This window comes from Pseudarthrobacter sp. 10T415, from assembly GCF_056394175.1.
The window spans coordinates 66,006-84,565 of record NZ_JBFTHJ010000018.1 but is presented as its reverse complement, the minus strand read 5'-3'; the positions used below and the strand labels follow the sequence as shown (position 1 = coordinate 84,565).

The 18,560-nt window shown below is 68.2% G+C and carries 18 protein-coding genes; 3 read left to right on the top strand and 15 right to left on the bottom strand.

Going from position 1 to position 18,560, the window contains the following annotated elements:
• Both AC1DBN_RS18315 and AC1DBN_RS18310 read right to left on the bottom strand, forming a co-directional pair.
• Positions 1-177 (bottom strand): phage holin family protein (locus AC1DBN_RS18315; protein ID WP_477723834.1); only part of this gene is annotated, 177 nt, incomplete at its 3' end.
• Positions 177-1,043 carry a hypothetical protein gene (locus tag AC1DBN_RS18310; protein WP_477723832.1) on the bottom strand — a complete coding sequence of 289 codons (867 nt, stop codon included), beginning with the start codon at positions 1,041-1,043 and terminating at the stop codon, positions 177-179. The genes AC1DBN_RS18310 and AC1DBN_RS18315, both read right to left, overlap by 1 nt.
• A 289-nt stretch (positions 1,044-1,332) precedes the next feature.
• Between AC1DBN_RS18310 and AC1DBN_RS18305 the strand changes: the two genes are divergently transcribed.
• Positions 1,333-1,929, top strand: a complete 597-nt coding sequence (locus tag AC1DBN_RS18305) for a MarR family winged helix-turn-helix transcriptional regulator (protein WP_477723831.1) — start codon at positions 1,333-1,335, stop codon at positions 1,927-1,929.
• A 43-nt stretch (positions 1,930-1,972) separates the two neighbouring features.
• Here the strand turns inward: AC1DBN_RS18305 and AC1DBN_RS18300 are convergent, their stop codons facing one another.
• Entirely contained in the window at positions 1,973-2,308 is a 336-nt protein-coding gene (locus AC1DBN_RS18300) for a hypothetical protein (RefSeq protein ID WP_477723830.1), read from the bottom strand.
• Between the two features lie 50 nt (positions 2,309-2,358).
• Entirely contained in the window at positions 2,359-3,615 is a 1,257-nt protein-coding gene (locus AC1DBN_RS18295; protein ID WP_477723829.1) for an FAD-binding protein, read from the bottom strand.
• Between the two features lie 116 nt (positions 3,616-3,731).
• Between AC1DBN_RS18295 and AC1DBN_RS18290 the strand changes: the two genes are divergently transcribed.
• Entirely contained in the window at positions 3,732-5,015 is a 1,284-nt protein-coding gene (locus AC1DBN_RS18290; RefSeq protein WP_477723828.1) for a glycoside hydrolase family 27 protein, read from the top strand.
• Positions 5,016-5,049: 34 nt separating this feature from the next.
• On the opposite strand, the gene AC1DBN_RS18285 is transcribed toward AC1DBN_RS18290, so the two are convergent.
• The 8 genes from AC1DBN_RS18285 to AC1DBN_RS18250 all read right to left on the bottom strand — a co-directional run bounded on the left by AC1DBN_RS18285 (position 5,050) and on the right by AC1DBN_RS18250 (position 14,151).
• On the bottom strand, positions 5,050-5,901 hold the full coding sequence (locus AC1DBN_RS18285; protein ID WP_314212559.1) for a pentapeptide repeat-containing protein: 852 nt from the start codon (positions 5,899-5,901) through the stop codon (positions 5,050-5,052).
• A gap of 205 nt (positions 5,902-6,106) precedes the next feature.
• Positions 6,107-7,837, bottom strand: a complete 1,731-nt coding sequence (locus AC1DBN_RS18280) for an amidase (protein WP_091717027.1) — start codon at positions 7,835-7,837, stop codon at positions 6,107-6,109.
• Entirely contained in the window at positions 7,834-8,949 is a 1,116-nt protein-coding gene (locus AC1DBN_RS18275; RefSeq protein ID WP_477723827.1) for an agmatine deiminase family protein, read from the bottom strand. Before AC1DBN_RS18275 ends, AC1DBN_RS18280 begins: the two co-directional genes overlap by 4 nt.
• Positions 8,950-9,061: 112 nt before the next feature.
• Positions 9,062-9,769, bottom strand: a complete 708-nt coding sequence (locus AC1DBN_RS18270) for an alpha/beta fold hydrolase (RefSeq protein ID WP_091717031.1) — start codon at positions 9,767-9,769, stop codon at positions 9,062-9,064.
• 172 nt (positions 9,770-9,941) lie between these two features.
• Positions 9,942-11,114, bottom strand: coding sequence for a ribosome small subunit-dependent GTPase A (gene rsgA / locus AC1DBN_RS18265; protein ID WP_477723826.1), 1,173 nt, complete (start codon positions 11,112-11,114; stop codon positions 9,942-9,944).
• Between the two features lie 284 nt (positions 11,115-11,398).
• Entirely contained in the window at positions 11,399-12,439 is a 1,041-nt protein-coding gene (locus AC1DBN_RS18260) for a hemolysin family protein (protein ID WP_091717034.1), read from the bottom strand.
• A complete protein-coding gene (locus tag AC1DBN_RS18255; RefSeq protein WP_091717036.1) occupies positions 12,432-13,790 on the bottom strand; it encodes a hemolysin family protein in 1,359 nt (452 codons plus the stop codon). The genes AC1DBN_RS18260 and AC1DBN_RS18255 overlap by 8 nt, the downstream gene beginning before the upstream one ends.
• A 124-nt stretch (positions 13,791-13,914) precedes the next feature.
• Positions 13,915-14,151, bottom strand: a complete 237-nt coding sequence (locus AC1DBN_RS18250; protein ID WP_091717038.1) for a zinc-ribbon domain-containing protein — start codon at positions 14,149-14,151, stop codon at positions 13,915-13,917.
• Between the two features lie 158 nt (positions 14,152-14,309).
• Here AC1DBN_RS18250 and AC1DBN_RS18245 point away from each other — a divergent pair, with 158 nt between their 5' ends.
• Complete coding sequence (locus AC1DBN_RS18245) at positions 14,310-15,461, top strand: GGDEF domain-containing protein (RefSeq protein ID WP_091717040.1); 1,152 nt, start codon at positions 14,310-14,312, stop codon at positions 15,459-15,461.
• On the opposite strand, the gene AC1DBN_RS18240 is transcribed toward AC1DBN_RS18245, so the two are convergent.
• Genes AC1DBN_RS18240 through AC1DBN_RS18230 form a run of 3 tightly spaced genes read right to left on the bottom strand, consistent with a single transcriptional unit; the run spans position 15,458 to position 18,509 of the window.
• Positions 15,458-16,600, bottom strand: a complete 1,143-nt coding sequence (locus AC1DBN_RS18240; protein ID WP_091717042.1) for a Gfo/Idh/MocA family protein — start codon at positions 16,598-16,600, stop codon at positions 15,458-15,460. The two genes, AC1DBN_RS18245 and AC1DBN_RS18240, sit on opposite strands and share 4 nt — an antisense overlap.
• Positions 16,585-17,283, bottom strand: coding sequence for a ThuA domain-containing protein (locus tag AC1DBN_RS18235; RefSeq protein ID WP_091717044.1), 699 nt, complete (start codon positions 17,281-17,283; stop codon positions 16,585-16,587). The genes AC1DBN_RS18240 and AC1DBN_RS18235 overlap by 16 nt, the downstream gene beginning before the upstream one ends.
• Positions 17,280-18,509: a Gfo/Idh/MocA family protein gene (locus AC1DBN_RS18230; protein ID WP_091717046.1), complete on the bottom strand. Its 1,230-nt coding sequence runs from the start codon at positions 18,507-18,509 to the stop codon at positions 17,280-17,282. Before AC1DBN_RS18230 ends, AC1DBN_RS18235 begins: the two co-directional genes overlap by 4 nt.
• Positions 18,510-18,560 lie beyond the last annotated feature (51 nt).

Below are 18,560 nucleotides of genomic sequence, written 5' to 3'. Positions count from 1 at the left end.
GCCGCCGCCTTTACCGGCCCGGGTGGCGGACTGTTTGAGTTCGGCTTTGGCGAGGTCGACTTCCTGGCGCATCAGGGTGGACAGGTCCCGGGTGACATCGCCGAGCAGTTCACCCAGCGACGCTGTCTCTGCCTTCTGGTGCGCCACGCCCGGCGACTCAGGAATCTGGCTACTCATTACGGGCGTCCTTCCGTCGACCGGAAGCCGCCCTCCGCGGTCCGGTAGGAGCCGTCCTCGTCACCGAACGGGTCATCCTCGTACCGCAGCGGCGTGTCCTCGGCGGTGCCTCCCGGCAGGGTTGAAGTGGCGGATGGGGTACCGGTAACTGTGGGTTCGGCGAACAGGTCGTCGGTCCCCGCTGCGTATACGGTCTCCTGGTGGAGCGGCTGGACCGGTGCGGAATGCGCTGCCTGCTGCGTGGCCGCGGGGGACTGCGCCTGGCCGGCGCCCGCTGTCCCTGAGGTCTGTTCAGGAGCTCCTGCGGTGAGGCTTCGGGTCAGGCGGCCGGCCAGCAGGCCAGCACCGGCGGCGAGCAGCAGGAACGTCCCGGGCTTGTTGCGGGCGAACCGCTGCACTTCGCCGAGCAGGTCTCCCGGCTCACGGTTCTCCAGCCAGGACGCGACCGAGTCGCCGCGTTCGGCTGCCTGCCGGATCAGGTCACTCGCCATACCCTGCTGCTCAGGGGCGCTGGCCATGCTGTGCAGCTGGCCGGAGATGTTGCGGATCCCCTCAGCAGCCTTCTGCTGCTGGGCGCCTGCCTCGCTGCTGAGACCGGTTTTCGCCTGATTCATCAGGTCCTTGGCGTTGGTCTTTGCCTCGGCTGCGACGTTGGCGGCTTCTTCCTTCGCCGTATGTGCCACATCCTTGGCTGCGGACGTTGCCTGTCCTGCCACGTCAGAGGCCTCCGCCTTTGCCGCATCGGTCTTCGAATCGCCGGCGGGACCGGACGTCGAGGCGGTAGTGAAGTCGTCCTCGACGGTGGCGGCACCGTAGGGATCCGTGACGGCCGGGTTGGGAGTCTGGGGCCATTGGTTCTCTGTCATCGGGCTCTCTTTCCTCAAGTCAGCTGGCGATTAAGAACCAGCAAAGCTGGCTGTTTAGTAAGCAGGGTTACTAATTAGATAGTAAGCACACTTGCCTTTTGTTCCGCAAGGGGGCTGGCAGGGACTTTCTAAAAAAGGGCCGAGCACGCTAAAAGGGGACGTCCGCCCGGCCTTTTGGGGGGAGGGGTAGCGGCTTCACTTGCGACGATGATGCTAAGCATGCTTATTGTAGGTAGGTAGCGATGAAGGGCGATCCCCGCTTTGCCACCTACAGGAAGGCCACGGCCCGATGACCAGCAATCTTGATCCGGATGCCCGGAACAGCTATCGACTGATCACCCTGGCGGCGCGCCTGGTCCAACGGCGGCAGGATGAAGCACTGGCGCCGCTGGGGCTGACCCGAGCCGCAGTCATCGCCTTGGAAGGACTGTCCGGCGGACCTTTGAACCAGGAGCGGCTCGCCGATGCCATCCGAGTGCAAAGCCAGACCCTGGGCAGGGTCCTCACCCGGCTGGAAGCCGCGGGACAGATCACCAGGACGCGGCAGGCCTCAGACCGCCGCCAGTTGAAGGTCGAATTGACCGAACGCGGAATCGCGGCGCTGGAAGCAGCGCGGCAGGCGGAAGTTGATGCCTACCCCGATGACCCGGATATCGGCTGGACTGTGCTCCGCGAAGAACTGGCCAAGTTCATCCGGGCCGCACCGGCGAGCAGGAACTCGGACGTGGTTCCCTTTGCCCCGCCGCAGCACAGGGCCGGCCACGAGCGGACCCCGCACGGGACCCAGTCTTCTGAGCGGTCCTCACGGGACCGGACGGTCCACGGCCGGAAGGGTCACGGACCTCCCGCCGAGGGCGGACTGCACGGGATCGATCAGTCGCAATAACAAGGGCCCGGACGCCGGCGCAGGGTGGCGCCTCCGGGTGTCGCTAGGCTGCGCAGGCGTCCTGCAGTGCCTGGACCGACTCGGCCGGCACCTGGTCTCCGGCCTCAGCTATCTCGCCCAACGGCGTCGTGATGTCCGCGGGGACTCCGGCAGTGCGTGCGGCGGAAACCAATCCGGCCAGCACCTGCTTGTCCTGCACGCTCACCAGGCCGTCCTGGACCACGGCGCAGATCTGCTTGTTGACCTCGTCCGCAGCCGCTGTGGCAACCTTGGATGCCGCATCATTGGCTGCATCCGTAGCGGCCTCTTCCACGGTGCCGCAGCCGACGAGCAGGAGCAGGAGCGGGGCGGCGGACAGGGCTGCGAAGCGGCGTTTCATGTCTCTAGCCTAGCCGCCGCCGCCGTCACGGCCCGGCGCGTTGCGGGGTTTTAGCGCCCGCTGGCAGCGGGAACGCCGAGGATGCCGTCCAGCAGGACGTTCCGGAACTTCCCCTCAGGATCATGGGCCGAGGCGAGCGACCGGAAGCCAGCGAAGCGCGGGTACAGCTGCTCCCAGTCGAACCGGGATGGCGTGAAGAGTTTGCCCCAGTGGGGCCTGGCGCCGAAGGGGCGCAGCAGGTCCTCGAGTTCCGGGAGGAGCGCTTCGACGTCCGCCTGCAGCGGCTTCCATGTGAAGTGCAGGGCCACGCTCTGCTGCCGGTAGAACGGGCTGAGCCAGAAGTCATCGGCCGCCCCGGTCCGGATTTCCGAGATGAACAGCAGCGGCGCCAACCGGTCCGCCAGGGTGCGTACGGCCTCGATGGCGGCCGGGGCGTGTTCCAGCGGCAGGATGTACTCGCTCTGCAGTTCCTCGCCGTTGCTGGGCGTGAACTCGTGGCGGAAGTGCGGCAGCCTGTCCAGCCACGGACCGGCCTGGTCCAGCTGCTGCGTGCAGTTCTCGGCGGACATGTCCGGCAGCGGATGCCGAGGTCGGGTGGCAGCGGTGGCGCCAAAAAACTTAGCCAGCGGAGGTTCGCTGTCGAGGGCCTTGAGCCAGACCTGGCTGACCGAATCACCCGCGTAGGTGGTGAAGAGGCTCACGCTGTAGGCGGCGGACACCAGGGCATCAAAGTTCGCCAGCGCTGCGTCCCACGGCAGGTCTTCGAGGACGCGTTGCCGCATCCGGAAGCTGGGCCGGGTGGAGAGTTCGACGGCGGTGATGACGCCCAGGGCGCCAAGGCCCACCACGCTGGCCAGGAAGTCGTCCCCGTCAGCACGGGTCAGGGTGAGGACTTCCCCGGACGGCCGGACCAGCTCGATGGACTGCACCTCGCCCGCCAGGGACTGGTTGTCGACGCCGGAGCCGTGCGTCCCGGTCTGGATGGCCCCGGCCACCGAGATGTGGGGGAGGGATGCCAGGTTGTGGATGGCCAGGCCTGACTGTTCAAGCGCCCGGCACAGTTCGCCGTAGCTGACGCCCCCGCTGACCCGGACGGTCTGCCGTTCGCTGTCCGGCTCGATGCTGTGCGGCAGGCCGTCCAGCAGGATGTGCAGCCCCTCGGTGTCGCCCACCCGGTTGAAGGAGTGCCGCGAGCCCAGCGCCTTGACCCGGGGCGCCGCCGCGACCAGGGCGGCGAGCTCGTTCACCGACTTTGGCCGGTGCACGGCGGACGATGCGTATTCGAGGTTTCCTGCCCAGTTCTTCATTGAGGTGGCTCTCCGGTCGGGTTCGTGGCTTCATCAACTGTCAGCGCTAACAAATGCAGGTGTCAAGGCACTTCCACGGGGTGGCGCATCGATTTCCAACGTTGTAGTTTGGCCGGATGACTATCGCCGCCACGCCGCCCATGGGCTGGAACAGCTGGGACTGCTACGGCACGTCCGTCACCGAGGCTGAAGTGCTGGCCAACGCCGAATTCATGGCCCGGAACCTCCTGCCGCACGGCTGGGACACCGTGGTGGTGGACATCCAGTGGTACGAGCCGGCTGCGCGGGCCGGCGGATACAACCACGGTGCCCGGCTGCAACTCGATCCGTACGGGCGGCAGCTCCCGGCCGTCAACAGGTTTCCCTCGGCGGCCGGCGGGCTGGGGTTCAGGCCGCTGGCCGACCGGATCCATGCCCTGGGGCTGAAGTTCGGCCTGCACATCATGCGCGGCATCCCCCGCCAGGCGGTCCTCGAGCGGCTTCCGGTGGAAGGAACGACTGCCACAGCAGACCTGATCGCGGACACCGCCTCCGTCTGCAGCTGGAATGCGGACAACTACGGCCTTGACCACAGCCAGCCCGGAGCCCAGGCCTATTACGACTCCCGGCTGCGGCTTTTCGCCGCCTGGGGCGTGGATTTCGTCAAGGCCGATGACATGCTGGGCCCCTACTTTGACGCGGAAATTGCCGCCTACCGGAAGGCCATGGACCGCTGCGGCCGGGACATGGTCCTCAGCCTCTCACCGGGCAGGGCGCTGTCGCTTTCGCGGCTTGAACACCTGCGGGCCAACGCCACCATGTGGCGTGTCTCCGACGACCTCTGGGACGTGTGGGAAGACGTGGAAGCGCAGTTCGCCCGCATGGCCCGCTGGGCACCCCACCAGCGGCCGGGCAGCTGGGCGGACGCAGACATGCTGCCGGTGGGACGGATGGCGCAGCGGGTCGAACGCGGCGGGGAACGGCTCAGCCGCCTCACCGCCGACGAGCAGCGCACCATGCTCTCGCTCTGGTGCATCGCCCGGTCCCCGCTCATGCTCGGCTGTGACCTGCCGGCCTCACCCCCGGAGACCCTGGACCTGCTGACCAACCCCGACCTGCTGGCAGCCCACCGGGCCGGTTCCAACAGCCGCGAGCTGCTCCGCGACGGGGACCTGGTGGTCTGGGCGGCAGAAAGCACGACGTCGGAGGACCGGTACGCGGCATGCTTCAACACCGGGACGGCCAGCCTGGCCCGTTCCCTGCCGCTCGGGGACCTTGGCCTCCCGCAGCCCGGCGGCTGGCGGGCACGGGAGGCCTGGAGCGGCTCCAGCGCCGGAATCACGGCAGTGGACCGGGTGCCGGCACTGGAGCTGGAACTTCCCGCCCACGGGGTGGGCTTCTACACTTTCTCCCGGGCCTGACTCCCGGCCCGCCGCACGCTCCGCGGTGCGCGCCCTAGTCCGTCCAGTGCCCGGGCCGCGTCAGCACCGCCGGAAGCCGCGTGCCCCCGTTGCCCCGGGCCGAGGTGACCTGCGCCTGGGTGAGGAAGAGCGCGCCGGCCAGGTCGGCGTCGTCGAGCCTTGCATCCCGCAGGTCGGCACCGAGCAGGTCCACGGCCGTGAGGTCCGTGCCGCGGAGGTCGGCGCCAATCAGCACTGCGTTGCGAAGGTCCGCGCCGCACAGCTGTAGCCCGCGCAGCCCGGCACCGGCAAGGTCGGCGCCAGCGTGCAGGCGGGCGGCCGGGCCGGCGTCGTCCGTAAAGTAACCTGCCCGGACCTCTTCACTGACCGTGCGCAGGAGCTGTGCGGTGCTGTGGTGCAGGGCCTCCACGTCGAGCTCCAGGACGGCCTGCGCGCCGCTTGCCGCGGCCTCTTCGAGCGTCACCCGAAGGTGCTGCACGTCGGCGGCAGTGTCCGGGCTGTAGGTTCGCCGGTGCGCTTCGGCCAGGTGCCAAAGCATCTCGTGGAGCTGCTTGACCACCCGGAAGGCGCCAAACATGGCCTGCTGCGACGCAGGGTCCTCCCGCCAGCTGATCCTGGCAAAGAGGCCCTGGCTGACCGACTGGCCGGCACCGAAGCAGTCGAAGACCGTGCAGCCCCGGAAGCCGCGGGGCCTGAGCCTGTCGTGGATGGTGCAGGAAAAGTCGGTGGCCAGGTTGGGGCATTCGGCAGCGGGTGGCTTGTCGATGGCGAAATCCGCCGAGCGGGTAAAGCCAAAGGCGGTGCAGCAGAGCGCGAAGCAGTTGGCGCAGTCAGGCCGGAGGGTGACCTGCGTGAGGAGGGGTGTGCCGTGTGGCTGGGTGTCCATGGGGTCTCCCGAGAATGTTTCCGATAAGGGGGCCGGGTGGAGGGGAACCCACAACGGGGTTCCCCTCCATGGCACGCGGAATCACCGCCCCGTTCGTAATCGGGAGCCGGAGCGACGGGTGAAGACTGCGGAAGCTGTGGATCACAGGCAAGAAATGAAAATCACTGCGTCCAGAATAACTGCAGCGTCCAGGTCCGGGACAGGGCTATTCGACGTCTCCGGCGGACGTGGTGCGCGGCGGGGGTACGCGCCGGTTTCCGGTGGCCTCGACGGCCGCCGCGAGGCGCAGCAGTTCCGTGTCGCTGTAGGCCCGGCCGGCAATGGTCAGTCCCACCGGCATGCCGATGTCCGCGGCCAGCCCCATGGGAACCGTAACGGTGGGAATGCCCAGGTGGCGCGGCACCAGATTGCCGTTGGACACCCAGACGCCGTTGCGCCAGGCCAGATCGGCGGACTCCTGGTTCCTGTCCGCGTCGGCGGGGCCAACGTCCGCCGCGGCGGGAAACACCACGGCATCCAGGCCCAGCCGGTCCATCCACCGCTCCAGGTCCGTGCGGCGGGTCTTTTCCAGGCCCTCCAGCCCGGCCTGCAGGTGCGGGATCTCCGCCAGGGACGGCACGCCGTGGTCGCGGATCCACGCCGGATAGTCGCTGATGTCGTCGTCGAAACCGTCGTACCTGTCCGGCAGGGAACCGTCGGGTGCCGGGAAGATGTCGGCGCCCTTGACGTCGGCCAGCCGGTTCAGCCGGGGATCGCCGTTGGCGTCCAGGAAGTCGTTCCACGCCCAGGCGGAGAGGTCGACGATTTCGCGGCGGAGGTAGTCGGCGGATACCAGGCCGCGGGTGGCGATGGTGGGCGCGCCGGGCCGGTCGCCCTCGTAGTTGGAAACCACGGGGAAGTCCACCTCCACCACTTCCGCGCCGGCAGCTTCGAGATCGCGCCGGGCAGCGTTCCACAGGCCGATGATGGAGCCGCGGGTGTCGATGCGCCGGCCGGTGGGTCCGCCGATTCCCGGGTTCGCTGCTGTGCCGGCGTCCGGGTCGGCGTTGATGTACATCCTGGGGATGCCGAACCGTTTGCCGGCGAGCACGCCTGCCGCGGCGGCGCCGTCCGGAACGGCCAGGGCCACGTACGACGGCGGCCGGACGGCAGATGCCTTGGGTACCGGGATCCACGGCTGGACACGCCAGAAGTCGCCCCGGGTTTCGGCGTCGTCAGCCACCACCACGTCCAGGACCTCCAGGAGGTCCGCCATGGTGCGGGCGTGGGGGACCACCACGTCCATGGTGGGCACCAGGGGCCAGTTGCCGCGCACGGAGATGACGCCGCGGGAGGGCGTGTAGGCGCAGAGTGCATTATTGGACGCCGGGGCGCGGCCTGAAGACCAGGTTTCCTCCGCCAGCCCGAAGGCCGCGAAGCTGGCAGCCGTGGCTGTGCCGGCACCGTTGGAGGAGCCCGATGCGAAAGCCGCGGTGAGGTAGTCAGCGTTGTAGGGGCTCTCGGCACGTCCGTATACGCCGCGCTGCATACCTCCGTTGGCCATGGGCGGCATGTTGGTCAGGCCGATCAGCACGGCACCGCCGGCACGGAGACGTTCGATGGTGAAGGCGTCCCGTTGTGCCACCAGGTCCTTGAACGCAGGTGAGCCGGCGGCCACCGTCAGGCCGCGGGCCTGGTAGCTGTCCTTGGCGGTGTAGGGGATGCCGTCCAGCGGGCCGAGCAGGGAGCCGTCAGCCCGCCGCCGGTCCGACGCCCGCGCCTCTTCCAGCGCATCCGGATTCACCACCACCAGGGCGTTGAGGCATATGCCGTTTGAGTCATACTTCTCGATCCGCGCCAGGTACGCGCGGACCAGGTCCTCGCTGGTGGTTTCGCCCCTTTCCAGCGCGGCGCGGAGCGTGCCGATGCCGGCCTCGACCACATTGAACGGTCTCACGATGCCGCGCTTCTCTTTGGTGCTGGCTGCTGCTGGGTGATGCAGTGGATGCCGCCGCCGAAGGCGAAGATGTCCCGGGCGTCCACCAGTTCCACCGTCCGTCCCGGGTAGGCGCGTTCCAGGATGCCCTGGGCAATGGCGTCGTTGGGATCGCCGAAGGCGCACAGCGCCACCACGTTGTTGGCGACGTAGTGGTTGATGTAGGACCAGTCCACGAAGCCGTTCTCATCCGAAAGGACGGTGGGCGCCGGAACGTCGATGATGCGCAGCGGCCGGCCCTGGGCGTCCACCTGGCCCTGCAGGACGGCCTTCAGCTGCAGGTAGAGAGCATGGTCCGGGTGGTCAGGGTTGTCCTGCCGGTGCAGCAGGATGGTACCGGGCCCGGCGAAGGCAGCCACGATGTCCACATGGCCGCGGGTGCCGAATTCGTCGTAGTCGCGGGTGAGTCCGCGCGGAAGCCAAATGGCCTTGGTGGTGCCGAGGGCCGCGTGGATCTCGGCCTCCACCGATTCCTTGGTGGCTGCGGGGTTGCGTCCGGGATCCAGCTGGACTGTTTCGGTGAGCAGCACCGTCCCTTCCCCGTCCACGTGGAACCCGCCGCCCTCGTTGACCAGAGAACTGGAGCGGACGGGGACCTCGGCTTGTGCCGCCACCGCGGAAGCAACCTTCCGGTCCTGGCCCCAGGCGGCCCACTCCTGCGCACCCCAGCCGTTGAAAACCCAGTCGACGGCAGCCAGCGAACCGTCCGGCTGGTGCACGAAACTGGGCCCGCTGTCCCGGATCCAGGCGTCGTCCAGTGGAATCTCCACCACCGCAATGCCGCTGCCGAGCCATTCGCGGGCTGCCGTGGCATCCCGGGGATCGGCTACCACAGTGACGGGTTCATACTTGGCAATGGTCCGGGCTACCTTCGTCCATGCAGCGCGTGCGCGGTCCAAGGTGGAGCTTCCCGCCGGCCCAAAGGTTTCGTTGGGCGGCGGGAAGGCCATCCAGGTCTGCTGGTGGGCGCTCCACTCAGCCGGCATGGCACCGGAGGCGGCTGACCGGGCGGCCGGGTTTGCTTGAGCGGGGGCGGCGCTGGCTCCGTCAAGGGAAGCGTAAATGAATGTCATTCATTTAGTATGCGGAGTGTGGCCCGGCCGCGCAAGGGTCCTGCCCAAAATGACGGCTCCTGGGCAAGGCGTGCGGCGGCCCGGAACGTCGGTCCCCCGGAAGCCTGCCGCTTCAGCTTTCCGGGGTGCCTACGGCTGCCACGATGGCCTGGCCCAATTCGTCCGGTTTGGTGAACTGTGGCCAGTGGCCGGTGGGCAGGTCCACGTACTCCACGTCCTTCATCCGGCCCAGTTCAGCCACGAAGGGGTGCCCTCCCGCGATCCATTCGTGCAGCATCGCGGAGGGAAACTCGCAGGCAATGACGGTTGCCGGCACGTCATAGCGGCGCTCGTCATGGAGGTGCTGCTGGTCAAAGGCCACGCCCTTGGGCTGCGGGATGGCCCGGGCACGGAACTGATCCCGCAACGCATCATCGAGGTCCACCAGGTCGGCGTCTTCGAAGCCCTCCCACGGAGGCAGCGGAACGTCGTGGCCGTCCGCCTCAAGTTCGTCATTGATCACCCCGCCCTCGCCCAGGGGGCCGCTGTCCACGTAGATGGCCCGCGCCACGCGCTCCGGCCGGGAATCGATGACGCCGTGGATGATGGCGCCACCGCCGGAGTGGCCCACCAGCACCACTTTTCCGTCGAGGCCGTCCACTGCGCCCACCACGGCGTCGATGTGGTCACGCAGGCCGATCCCTGCCCGGTTGGCGTCTTTCGACTCCAGCCCGGGCAGGGTGAGGGGGACGGGGCGGTGGCCGGCAGCTTCAAGCGCCGGCACCACCCCGTCCCAGGAAGAAGCGTCGAGCCAGAATCCGGGAACGAGGATGATGTCCATGACCGCACCCTACCGCGGCAGTCCGACACTGTGGCAGGACGCCGGGCCCTCCCGCCCAGTTGCCGGCGGGCTCAGGTCCAAGCAGCGGAGGCAGCGCCAGGTGCTGCACGGCGGAGCGTGGCCCCGCCCGCCTTCAGCAGGGGGTAACTGGGCAGGAGTGTACGCCGCCAGGTCAGCGGCTCCCCTTGCGCCGCTTGCCCCGTCCTGTGCCGCCGGCCTTCTCCTGCCTTTCGGCCACCTCACGCTCCGCCCACCGCTGCGACTTCCCCACGGACACCACTTTCTGGTGCCACTCGCGGTAGTACGCCCGCTGGGCCGCAACGTCGGACCGCCGCGCCAGGGCCGCCAGTTCCCGCTGCATCTTCAGGTAGGAGTTCCAGCGGCGCTCCGGGAGGACACCGTGGTCGATCGCCTCCCGGACGGCGCACCCCGGCTCGTTGCCGTGTCCGCAGTCATTGAACCGGCACGTCCCGGCCAGTTCCTCCACATCGCCGAACATTTCGCCCAGCCCGTCCTCGGCGTCGAACAACCCGAACCCGCGGACGCCCGGGGTGTCCATGAGCACGGTGCCGTTGGCAAGCGGCACCAGTTCCCGGGAGGTGGTGGTGTGCTTGCCCTTGAAGTCCCCGGACCGGACCTCGCCGGTGTGCTGGACTTCCCGGCCCGCCAGGGCGTTGATGAGCGTGGACTTGCCGGCGCCGGAGGGCCCCAGCAGCACAATGGTTCCGCCGGCCGGGATGTGCGCCATCAGTTCGTCGATCCCGTCGCCGTTTTCTGCCGACGTGGTGACCACCTCCACGCCCGCGGCCTGCAGGATGACCTTCCCGACGACGTCGTCCGCCACCTGCGCAAGGTCCGCCTTGGTGATGATCACCAGCGGAGTGGCGCCGGAGTCCCACGCGGCCACGAGCGTCCGCTCGAGCCTGTTGTGCGTGAGGGGCCGGTCCACCGGGAGCACCACCCCCACAGTGTCCATGTTCGCCGCCAAAACCTGCTCGGCGGATGAGTCCTCGAAGGCGCGTTTGCGGCTCAGCTCGGACCGGCGCGGAAGGACGGTCAGGATCTGCCGGTCACCGGCCCGGTTGGGGCCGAGCCAGACCCAGTCGCCGGTGACGGCAGCCTCCCCGCTGAGTGGATAGGGGAGGTGGAGGAGCCCATCGGCCACCGCCACGAGCAGCAAGTTGCGGTCCACGCGGACCACACGCCCGCGTCCGGTGCCCCCGGGGCAGGGATGGTCCTCGAAATATCGGGCGACGGCGGCCGTATATCCGAAACTGGATGGACCGTCAGTGATTTGTTGGGTGGTGATGGTGCTGTCCAGGGCGTTGCCTGAAGAAGTGTTCAAGGTTATTTCCTCGGGAGAATGTCCCGGTGCACCGGCGCGCGTCAGGCGCTGGCGGTGCAGGCGGGGAAAAAGGTTGGGTTGATGGTTGCGGGGCGCCCAAGGCGCGCGACAATGGCAGTCATCAAAACCACCTCCAATCCCTCGAAAGGTTCCCGTCGTCCTGCCGGGAACGGCAGGGCGGAACCGGGACCCACTCTAGCGGCGTCCGCCGTCGGCGGCTAGGGTCCGGCGCAAAAAAGGTGCGGCCCCCCGAAGGAGGCCGCACCCTGGTGCTGAAATGCCGGTCAGACGCTGGTGGCGTCCTGCACCTCGCCCACCAGCTCTTCGATGATGTCCTCAAGGAACAGCATCCCGGTGGTGGCGCCCTCGGCGTCGAACACCCGGGCCACGTGGGCTCCGGTGCGGCGCATGGCCGCGAGTGCGTCCTCAAGCTCGGAGCCCGCGAAGGCCGAGGCGAGCCGACGGATCCGCTTGGCAGGCACCGGCCGGGCGAACTTCTCCGGCGACGTGAGGTCCATGACGTCCTTGAGGTGGAGGTAGCCCGCAGGTTCGGCGTTGCCGTCCGTGAGGATGTAGCGCGAGTACCCGTGCCGGGCCACGGCCTGCTGGATGTCGGCCGGGGTGGCCGTCTCCGGGAGCAGCACGATGTCCGCCAGCGGAACCTGGACGTCGGCCACCGTCTTGGCGGTGAACTCGAACGCATTGGTCAGGGCACCGGTGGTGTCCTTCAGCATGCCGTCGCGGGTGGACTGCTCCACGATGCTGGCCACCTCATCCAGGGTGTAGGCGCTGGTGGCCTCATCCTTGGGTTCCACCTTGAACAGGCGCAGGATGCCGTTGGCGATGCCGTTCAGCGTCCAGATCACGGGCTTGAAGATCCGTGCCACAACTACCAGCGGCGGGGCCAGGATCAGCGCAGCCCGCGTGGGGACCGAGAACGAAATGTTCTTGGGCACCATCTCGCCCAGGACCACGTGCAGGAAGGTCACCAGCAGCAGGGCCACGATGAACGCGATGATGCTGATGGCCTCGTAGGACAGGGACGTCAGGCCCAGCGGGATTTCCAGGAGGTGGTGGATGGCCGGTTCGGAAACGTTCAGGATGATCAGCGAACAGACAGTGATGCCCAGTTGGCTGGTGGCCAGCATGAGCGTTGCGTGCTCCATGGCCCACAGCGTGGTTTTGGCGGCTTTGCTGCCCGCTTCCGCCTTGGGTTCGATCTGCGACCGGCGGGCCGAGATCACCGCGAACTCGGCGCCCACGAAGAAGCCGTTAACCACCAGGAGCACAGCCAGCCAGATGATGCCGGGAAGATATTCACTCATGGGTCAGCTCCCGGGTGATGTTGTCCACGATCCTGTCGTGCGGGCTTTGCGGTGCTTCGCCGGATTCGGCGGGCGTGAAGCGGAGCCGCTCCACGCGGGTCTCCAGCGCGCGCTCCACACGGAGCGTGCCGCCGTCGACCTCCACTTCGTCTCCGAGCTCGGGCAGCCGGTCCAGCTGGTCCGTTACGAAGCCGGCAACGGTGTCGTACTCACCGTCCGGAACGCGGATGCCGGTGCGGTCCAGGAGTTCGTCCGGGCGCAGCGCGGCGTCGAAGGTGATGGAGCGGCCGGTGCGGACCACGCCCACGCGGGCGCGGTCATGCTCGTCCTCCAGTTCACCCACGATCTCTTCCACGAGGTCCTCCAGCGTGACGATACCGGCGGTGCCGCCGTGCTCGTCGGAGACGATGGCCACCTGCAGCCCCTGCTTTCGGAGCAGGTTCAGAAGGGTGTCAACGCCCATGGATTCGGGAACGCGGAGCGGTTCAATCATGAGGTCTTCGGCGGTGGTGACGGCGCGGTCGGACAGGGCGACGGCGAACGCCTGCTTGACGTGCAGGACGCCCACCACGTCATCCCGGTCCCGGCCGATCACCGGGAAGCGGGAGTAGCCGGTGGACTTCGCCAGGCCGACGATGTCCTCCGCGGTGTCCGCTGTACCCACCGCGGTCATCCGGACACGCGGCGTCATGACATCCACCGCGCTGTGCTCGGTGAAGCGGAGCGTACGGTGCAGCAGCGTGGCATGGTCCAGGTCAAGAACGCCTTCGAGGGCGGAGCGGCGCACCAGGGAGCTCAGCTCCTCCGCGCTCCGGGCGCCGGACAGTTCTTCCTTGGGTTCGATGCCGAAGCCGCGGATGATCTTGTTGGCGGTGTTGTTGAAGAGCAGGATCACGGGCTTGAAGACCGTGGTGAAGAGCGCCTGGAACGGCACCACCACCTTGGCGGTGGCCAGCGGCAGGGCCAGGGCAAAGTTCTTCGGAACCAGTTCGCCGATCACCATGGAGAAGATGGTGGCCAGGAAAATACCGGCCACGGATCCGACGGCCGGCACCAGGGTTTCCGGCAGGCCCGCGGATGTCAGCGGGCCGCTGAGCATCCGGCTGATGGCGGGCTCGAACGTGTAACCGGTGAGGAGCGTGGTGAGGGTGATGCCCAGCTGTGCACCCGAAAGGTGGGTGGACGTGATCTTGAGGGCTTTGATGGTGGGGCCGAGGCGTTTCTCGCCGCGGGCCTGGCGGGCTTCGAGGTCGTGCCGGTCCAGGTTCACCAGGGCGAACTCGGAGGCGACGAAGAAGCCGGTGCCGACGGTCAGGACCAGGCCGATGCCCAGCATGATCCATTCATACATTGGGGCGCCCCTCTCCTGTGGTGGCCGGTGATCCGGTCAGAAGGCAGAGGGGCCAGGGCATATGTGAAGGAGGGTCGTCCATAGTGCTTTTAACTGTACGGGACGGCCGGAAGTTCCCGCAGCGTCAGCCGCGCATTTCCAGCGCCCGCTTCTGGCGGCCCGAGATGGACGAGACGTAACCGCAGTTGGTGCAGGTGATGCGGAACTTCCGGGACGTGGTGAACACCGGGATGAAGAACAGCGTGAACTTGGTGGCCCGCTCAACCAGTGCGTGGTGTACGTGGGCGTGGCAGTGCTGGCACGTACCGGGCCTGCCGGGGAGGGCTTTGTCCACTGTCTTGAAGCCAAAGAGAAGGAGCATGGCGGGCCTTTCTGGTGGCTTGTACGGGTGAACCGGCAGCATCTTCCACACTAGGCGGTCCAAGCACGTTCGTCATGGCGTGGTGGGTGCGGGCCAGCCGGGGCGGTGCGATACTTGGGGGCAATTAGGGTTTCGGCGTTTGGGGGACTTTCGGAGACATGGTTCTGGATACGACGACCCTTCGGATCGCATTCGGCCTCATGGCCCTGGTGCTGGTGGTGCTGTTCTACTTCTCGGCGTACCGGGTAACGCGCTCCCCATACAGCGGCTGGTGGTGCGTGGCGCTGATCTTCTTCCTCGGCGGTTCAGGGTGTTTCCTGCTGGACGGGACGCCGCACCAGGTCTGGGCCAACCCCGTGGGCAACGTGCTGCTGGTCCACGGCGGCGTGGCCGTCTGGGCGGGCGCCCGGTCCCTGCGTACCGTCCGGCCGCCCATGTGGGCCTTCGCAGGCCTTCCATTGGCCACGCTGGTGGCGTCGATCCTGGACAGCCCGGCCACCAACACCTGGTCCGGCGGGACGGTTTTCCTTGCCGCCATGAGCATCAGCATCGGGCTGGCCTCACGCGAACTGTGGCGCCTGGAGCCCGGGTACTCCCGGGTCCGGATCCCCATGGCGGTCTCCGCCGGCGGCCTGGCCGTCTACTACTTCTTCCGCTGGCTGGCCTTCGTCCTGGAAGGCCAGGACGGGCGCACGTTCGTCACCGTGTTCGGCTCTGCCGTCACCACGCTGGTGACCATGGTGCTCCTCGTGGTGGTGTCCTTCAGCATGGCGGCCCTGAGCAGCGAGCAGCAGACGCGGGCCCTGCGCGTGGTGGCCTCGCGCGACGACCTCACCGGCCTCCTGAACCGGAAAGCCTTCCTGGACCTGGCCGCCGAACAGTTGGCGGACCGGGCCATCACCGGCGCCTCCGGGGCCCTCATCCTGGCCGACCTGGACCACTTCAAATCCGTCAACGACACTTACGGCCATGCGGCAGGGGACGTGGCACTGCGCCGGTTCGCGGACGCCTGCACCGCCACCGTGCGGACCACGGACCTGGTGGGCCGCTACGGCGGCGAGGAATTCGTCCTCCTGATGCCCGGCGCCAGCCCCGAGCGGGCAGAGCTGGTAGCTTCCGAAATCAGCCGCCGCCTCGCCGCGGACGCCCGCCTGGACGGGGTGGAGATGCCCACGGCGAGTTATGGGATTTCCACGTACGACGCCGGGACCTCCCAGGTGGACGATCTCATCGCCGCAGCGGATGCGGCGTTGTACACGGCCAAGTCCCTGGGCCGGAACCGGAGCGCCCGCAGCGACGGGCGCGTTTAGGCGCGAGCGGGGCTGCTGTCCGGGCCGTCCTCCGGCTGGGCGGGTGTCAGCGGGACCGGTGCGGGCCGGGCAACGGTGCTCCGCACCTTCGTGGCGGCGCCGGTCCGGGCAGCCTCCAGCAGGGACTCCATGACATCCAGGACGTGGAACGCCAGCTCGCCCCCGGCCCGCGGCTCGCTGCCGGGAGGGGTGGCCGCCAGGTCCGCGATCCCGAAGCCGCGGCCCGCGCCCTCGTAGCCGGCCGACACCGGAAGCACCTCCCAGTCCGCTGCACCGAGCGTGAAAAGCTCCACGTCGCCGTCGAACTTGTTGGGATCCGGAACCACCAGCGAGCCGCGCTCGCCGTGCACCTCCAGGTTGGGGCTCTTGGTGCGGACGGCGTCAAAGCTCATCACCAGCGTGGAGATGGCGCCGCCGGCATGCGTCAGTGTCCCGGTGACGTGCGAGTCCACGTGGACGGGAACGGTTTCGCCGGCGCGGGGGCCGGAGCCAATGCTGCGCTGGTCCCTGGTGTGGCTGGCGGCGCCGGTCACGGAGACCACAGGACCCAGCAGGGTCACCAGTGCGGTGACGTAGTAGGGGCCCATGTCCAGCAGCGGGCCGCCGCCGGGCTGGTAGTAGAAGTCCGGGTTGGGGTGCCAGCGCTCGTGCCCCGGGGTGGCCATCACGGCGGTGGCGGCGATGGGGGTGCCGATCAGGCCGTCGTCGATCGCCTTCCGCGCGGTCTGGATCCCGGTGCCCAGGACCGTGTCCGGAGCGCATCCCACGGCGACGCCGGCGGCCTTCGCAGCGTCCAGGACCTCCCTGGCCTCCTTGGTGCTCGCCGCCAGCGGCTTTTCGCCGTACACGGCCTTCCCGGCGGCAATGGCCTGGAGCGCGATGTCCGCGTGGGCCGCGGGGATGGTGAGGTTCAAAACGAGGCCGACGGCGGGATCAGCCAGCAGTTCGTCCACCGTCAGGGCACGCACGCCATCGCAGGAGTCCGCCACAGCCTGCGCGCGGTACAGGTCCAGGTCCGCCACGGCGATGAGCCGGATGTCCGGCAGGCGGCGGAAGCTCGCCAGGTACTGGGCACTGATGGCGCCGCAGCCGATGATGCCGACGGTGATGGCAGTGCCTGCGGTCAGCGGCTGGCCCACAGCAGCCCCCTCTCCACGATGGTGCGGACGTTGGCGTCCTCCAGGATTTCCACGCGGTGGCCGGGGGTGCACACGAAGATCTTTCCCGCGCCCCACTGTCGGGTCCAGATGGCCGGTGAGGTGACCTCGCGGTGCCACGGATCCCAGGGCCGGACTTTCTGCGTGGTGGTGGCCAGGACGTCGATGTAGTCATCGGCCAGCACCCAGTACTGCTCGGTGACCAGGTCGAAGCCGGGAATGCCGCGGGTGATGGGGTGGTCCGCCGCGGCGGGAAGCATGTTCACCGTGTACGGAACGTAGTTGTCCGCCTGTTCGCCTCGGCGCTCGTCCGGGTGCTTGCCGGGGTGGCAGGCGAACTGCCCGCCGATCAGGTGCAGGTAGTCGGAGGTATTGCGGTACGAATCAGCGATGCCGCCGTGCCAGCCCGCCAGGCCGGTCCCGTTTTCGACGGCGGCCCGCAGGCCCGCGAACTCGTCCTTTTCGATGGTGCTCATGGTCATGCACTGGACGATGAGGTCCACGCCCGCCATGTAGTCCGCATCGGCATAGATCTTCGGGGAATCCTCGATCCGGACGTCGTACCCGTGGTCCTTGAGGAAGGGGATGAACAGGTCCGTTGCTTCGACGGGCTGGTGCCCGTCCCAGCCGCCGCGGACCACCAGGGCGTTTTTCGTGCCGGTCATAGGGATATTCCTTCATGTGCATAGGAGCTGGAGGCTGGGTCTGGTTGGCGGATCTCTTGCCAGCGGGAGGCATTGCCTGCACTGCTCTCCACCGCTGCGAGGACGCGCTGCACCCGCAGGGCGTCATGGAAGGACGGTTCAGGCTGGCGGCCGGCCGCGAGGGCTGTCACCAGGTCCACCACCTGGTGGGTGAAGCCGTGCTCGTACCCGAGGCCGTGGCCGGTGGGCCACCAGTTGCCCACGTAGGGGTGCTCCGGTTCGGTGACGATGATCCTGCGGAAGCCGGCGTCGGGCCCTTCAGCGGCGTCATAGAAGGACAGGACGTTGTTGTCCTCGAAGTCGAAGGCGAGGGAGCCCTCGCTGCCGTTGATTTCCAGCCGCATGGCGTTCCGCCGCCCCAGCGCATAGCGCGTGGCCTCGAAAACCCCCACCGGGCCGCCGTCGAACCTTGCCGTGAAGATCGCCGTGTCGTCCACCGTTACCGCACCCCGGGGCGAACCGGCGTCGAGGTTTCCGTGGCCGCCGAGGCCCACGAGGTCGCCGGCAAGGGGCCGTTCCCGGACGAACGTCTCCATCAGGGCCGACACTCCGGAGACCTGCCTGCCGGTGATCCACTGGGCGGCGTCGATGATGTGGGCGCCGATGTCGCCCAGGGCGCCGGAGCCGGACCTGGCCTTGTCCAGGCGCCAGGTCATGGGGGCATTTTCGTCGCTGAGCCAGTCCTGGAGGTATTGGGCACGCACGTGACGGATGGTTCCCAGCCTGCCGCCGTCCACCATCCGCTTTGCCAACGCCAGGGCCGGGGTGCGGCGGTAGCTGTAGCCGCACATGGCGTAGACGCCGCGCGGCGCGGCGGTCCGTGCTGCGGCGGCCATGCGCTCGGCCTCCTCCACAGTGTTGGCCAGGGGCTTTTCGCAGAGCACATGCTTGCCGGCTTCCAGCGCGGCAATGGCAATCTCGGCGTGGGTATCGCCGGGAGTGCAGATGTCGATGAGGTCGATGTCATCCCGCTCGATGAGCCGGCGCCAGTCCGTTTCGGTGGAACTCCAGCCCAGCTTGGCGGCCGCGGCTGCCGCGGCGTCGGCGTTCCTGCCGGCCAGGGCGGTCAGTTCCGGAACCAGCGGAAGGTCGAAGAACCGCGGGGCCGTCCGCCAGGCGTGGGAATGTGCGGCGCCCATGAAGGCGTAGCCCGCCATGCCAATGCGCAGCGGGGTGGAGTTTGCCATGTGTGCCTCTTTGCAGGTGTTCGAAAGTTTTCGGTACTATTTCGGGATACT

Excerpts from the sequence above, each read along its gene's own strand:
- AC1DBN_RS18260 (WP_091717034.1), bottom strand. The coding sequence starts at position 12,439 with ATGAGTGAATATCTTCCCGGCATCATCTGGCTGGCTGTGCTCCTGGTG.
- AC1DBN_RS18305 (WP_477723831.1), top strand. The coding sequence starts at position 1,333 with ATGACCAGCAATCTTGATCCGGATGCCCGGAACAGCTATCGACTGATC.
- AC1DBN_RS18235 (WP_091717044.1), bottom strand. The coding sequence starts at position 17,283 with ATGACCGGCACGAAAAACGCCCTGGTGGTCCGCGGCGGCTGGGACGGG.
- AC1DBN_RS18255 (WP_091717036.1), bottom strand. The coding sequence starts at position 13,790 with ATGTATGAATGGATCATGCTGGGCATCGGCCTGGTCCTGACCGTCGGC.
- AC1DBN_RS18300 (WP_477723830.1), bottom strand. The coding sequence starts at position 2,308 with ATGAAACGCCGCTTCGCAGCCCTGTCCGCCGCCCCGCTCCTGCTCCTG.
- AC1DBN_RS18285 (WP_314212559.1), bottom strand. The coding sequence starts at position 5,901 with ATGGACACCCAGCCACACGGCACACCCCTCCTCACGCAGGTCACCCTC.
- AC1DBN_RS18245 (WP_091717040.1), top strand. The coding sequence starts at position 14,310 with ATGGTTCTGGATACGACGACCCTTCGGATCGCATTCGGCCTCATGGCC.
- AC1DBN_RS18290 (WP_477723828.1), top strand. The coding sequence starts at position 3,732 with ATGACTATCGCCGCCACGCCGCCCATGGGCTGGAACAGCTGGGACTGC.
- AC1DBN_RS18310 (WP_477723832.1), bottom strand. The coding sequence starts at position 1,043 with ATGACAGAGAACCAATGGCCCCAGACTCCCAACCCGGCCGTCACGGAT.
- AC1DBN_RS18275 (WP_477723827.1), bottom strand. The coding sequence starts at position 8,949 with ATGACATTCATTTACGCTTCCCTTGACGGAGCCAGCGCCGCCCCCGCT.
- AC1DBN_RS18230 (WP_091717046.1), bottom strand. The coding sequence starts at position 18,509 with ATGGCAAACTCCACCCCGCTGCGCATTGGCATGGCGGGCTACGCCTTC.
- AC1DBN_RS18250 (WP_091717038.1), bottom strand. The coding sequence starts at position 14,151 with ATGCTCCTTCTCTTTGGCTTCAAGACAGTGGACAAAGCCCTCCCCGGC.
- AC1DBN_RS18295 (WP_477723829.1), bottom strand. The coding sequence starts at position 3,615 with ATGAAGAACTGGGCAGGAAACCTCGAATACGCATCGTCCGCCGTGCAC.
- AC1DBN_RS18270 (WP_091717031.1), bottom strand. The coding sequence starts at position 9,769 with ATGGACATCATCCTCGTTCCCGGATTCTGGCTCGACGCTTCTTCCTGG.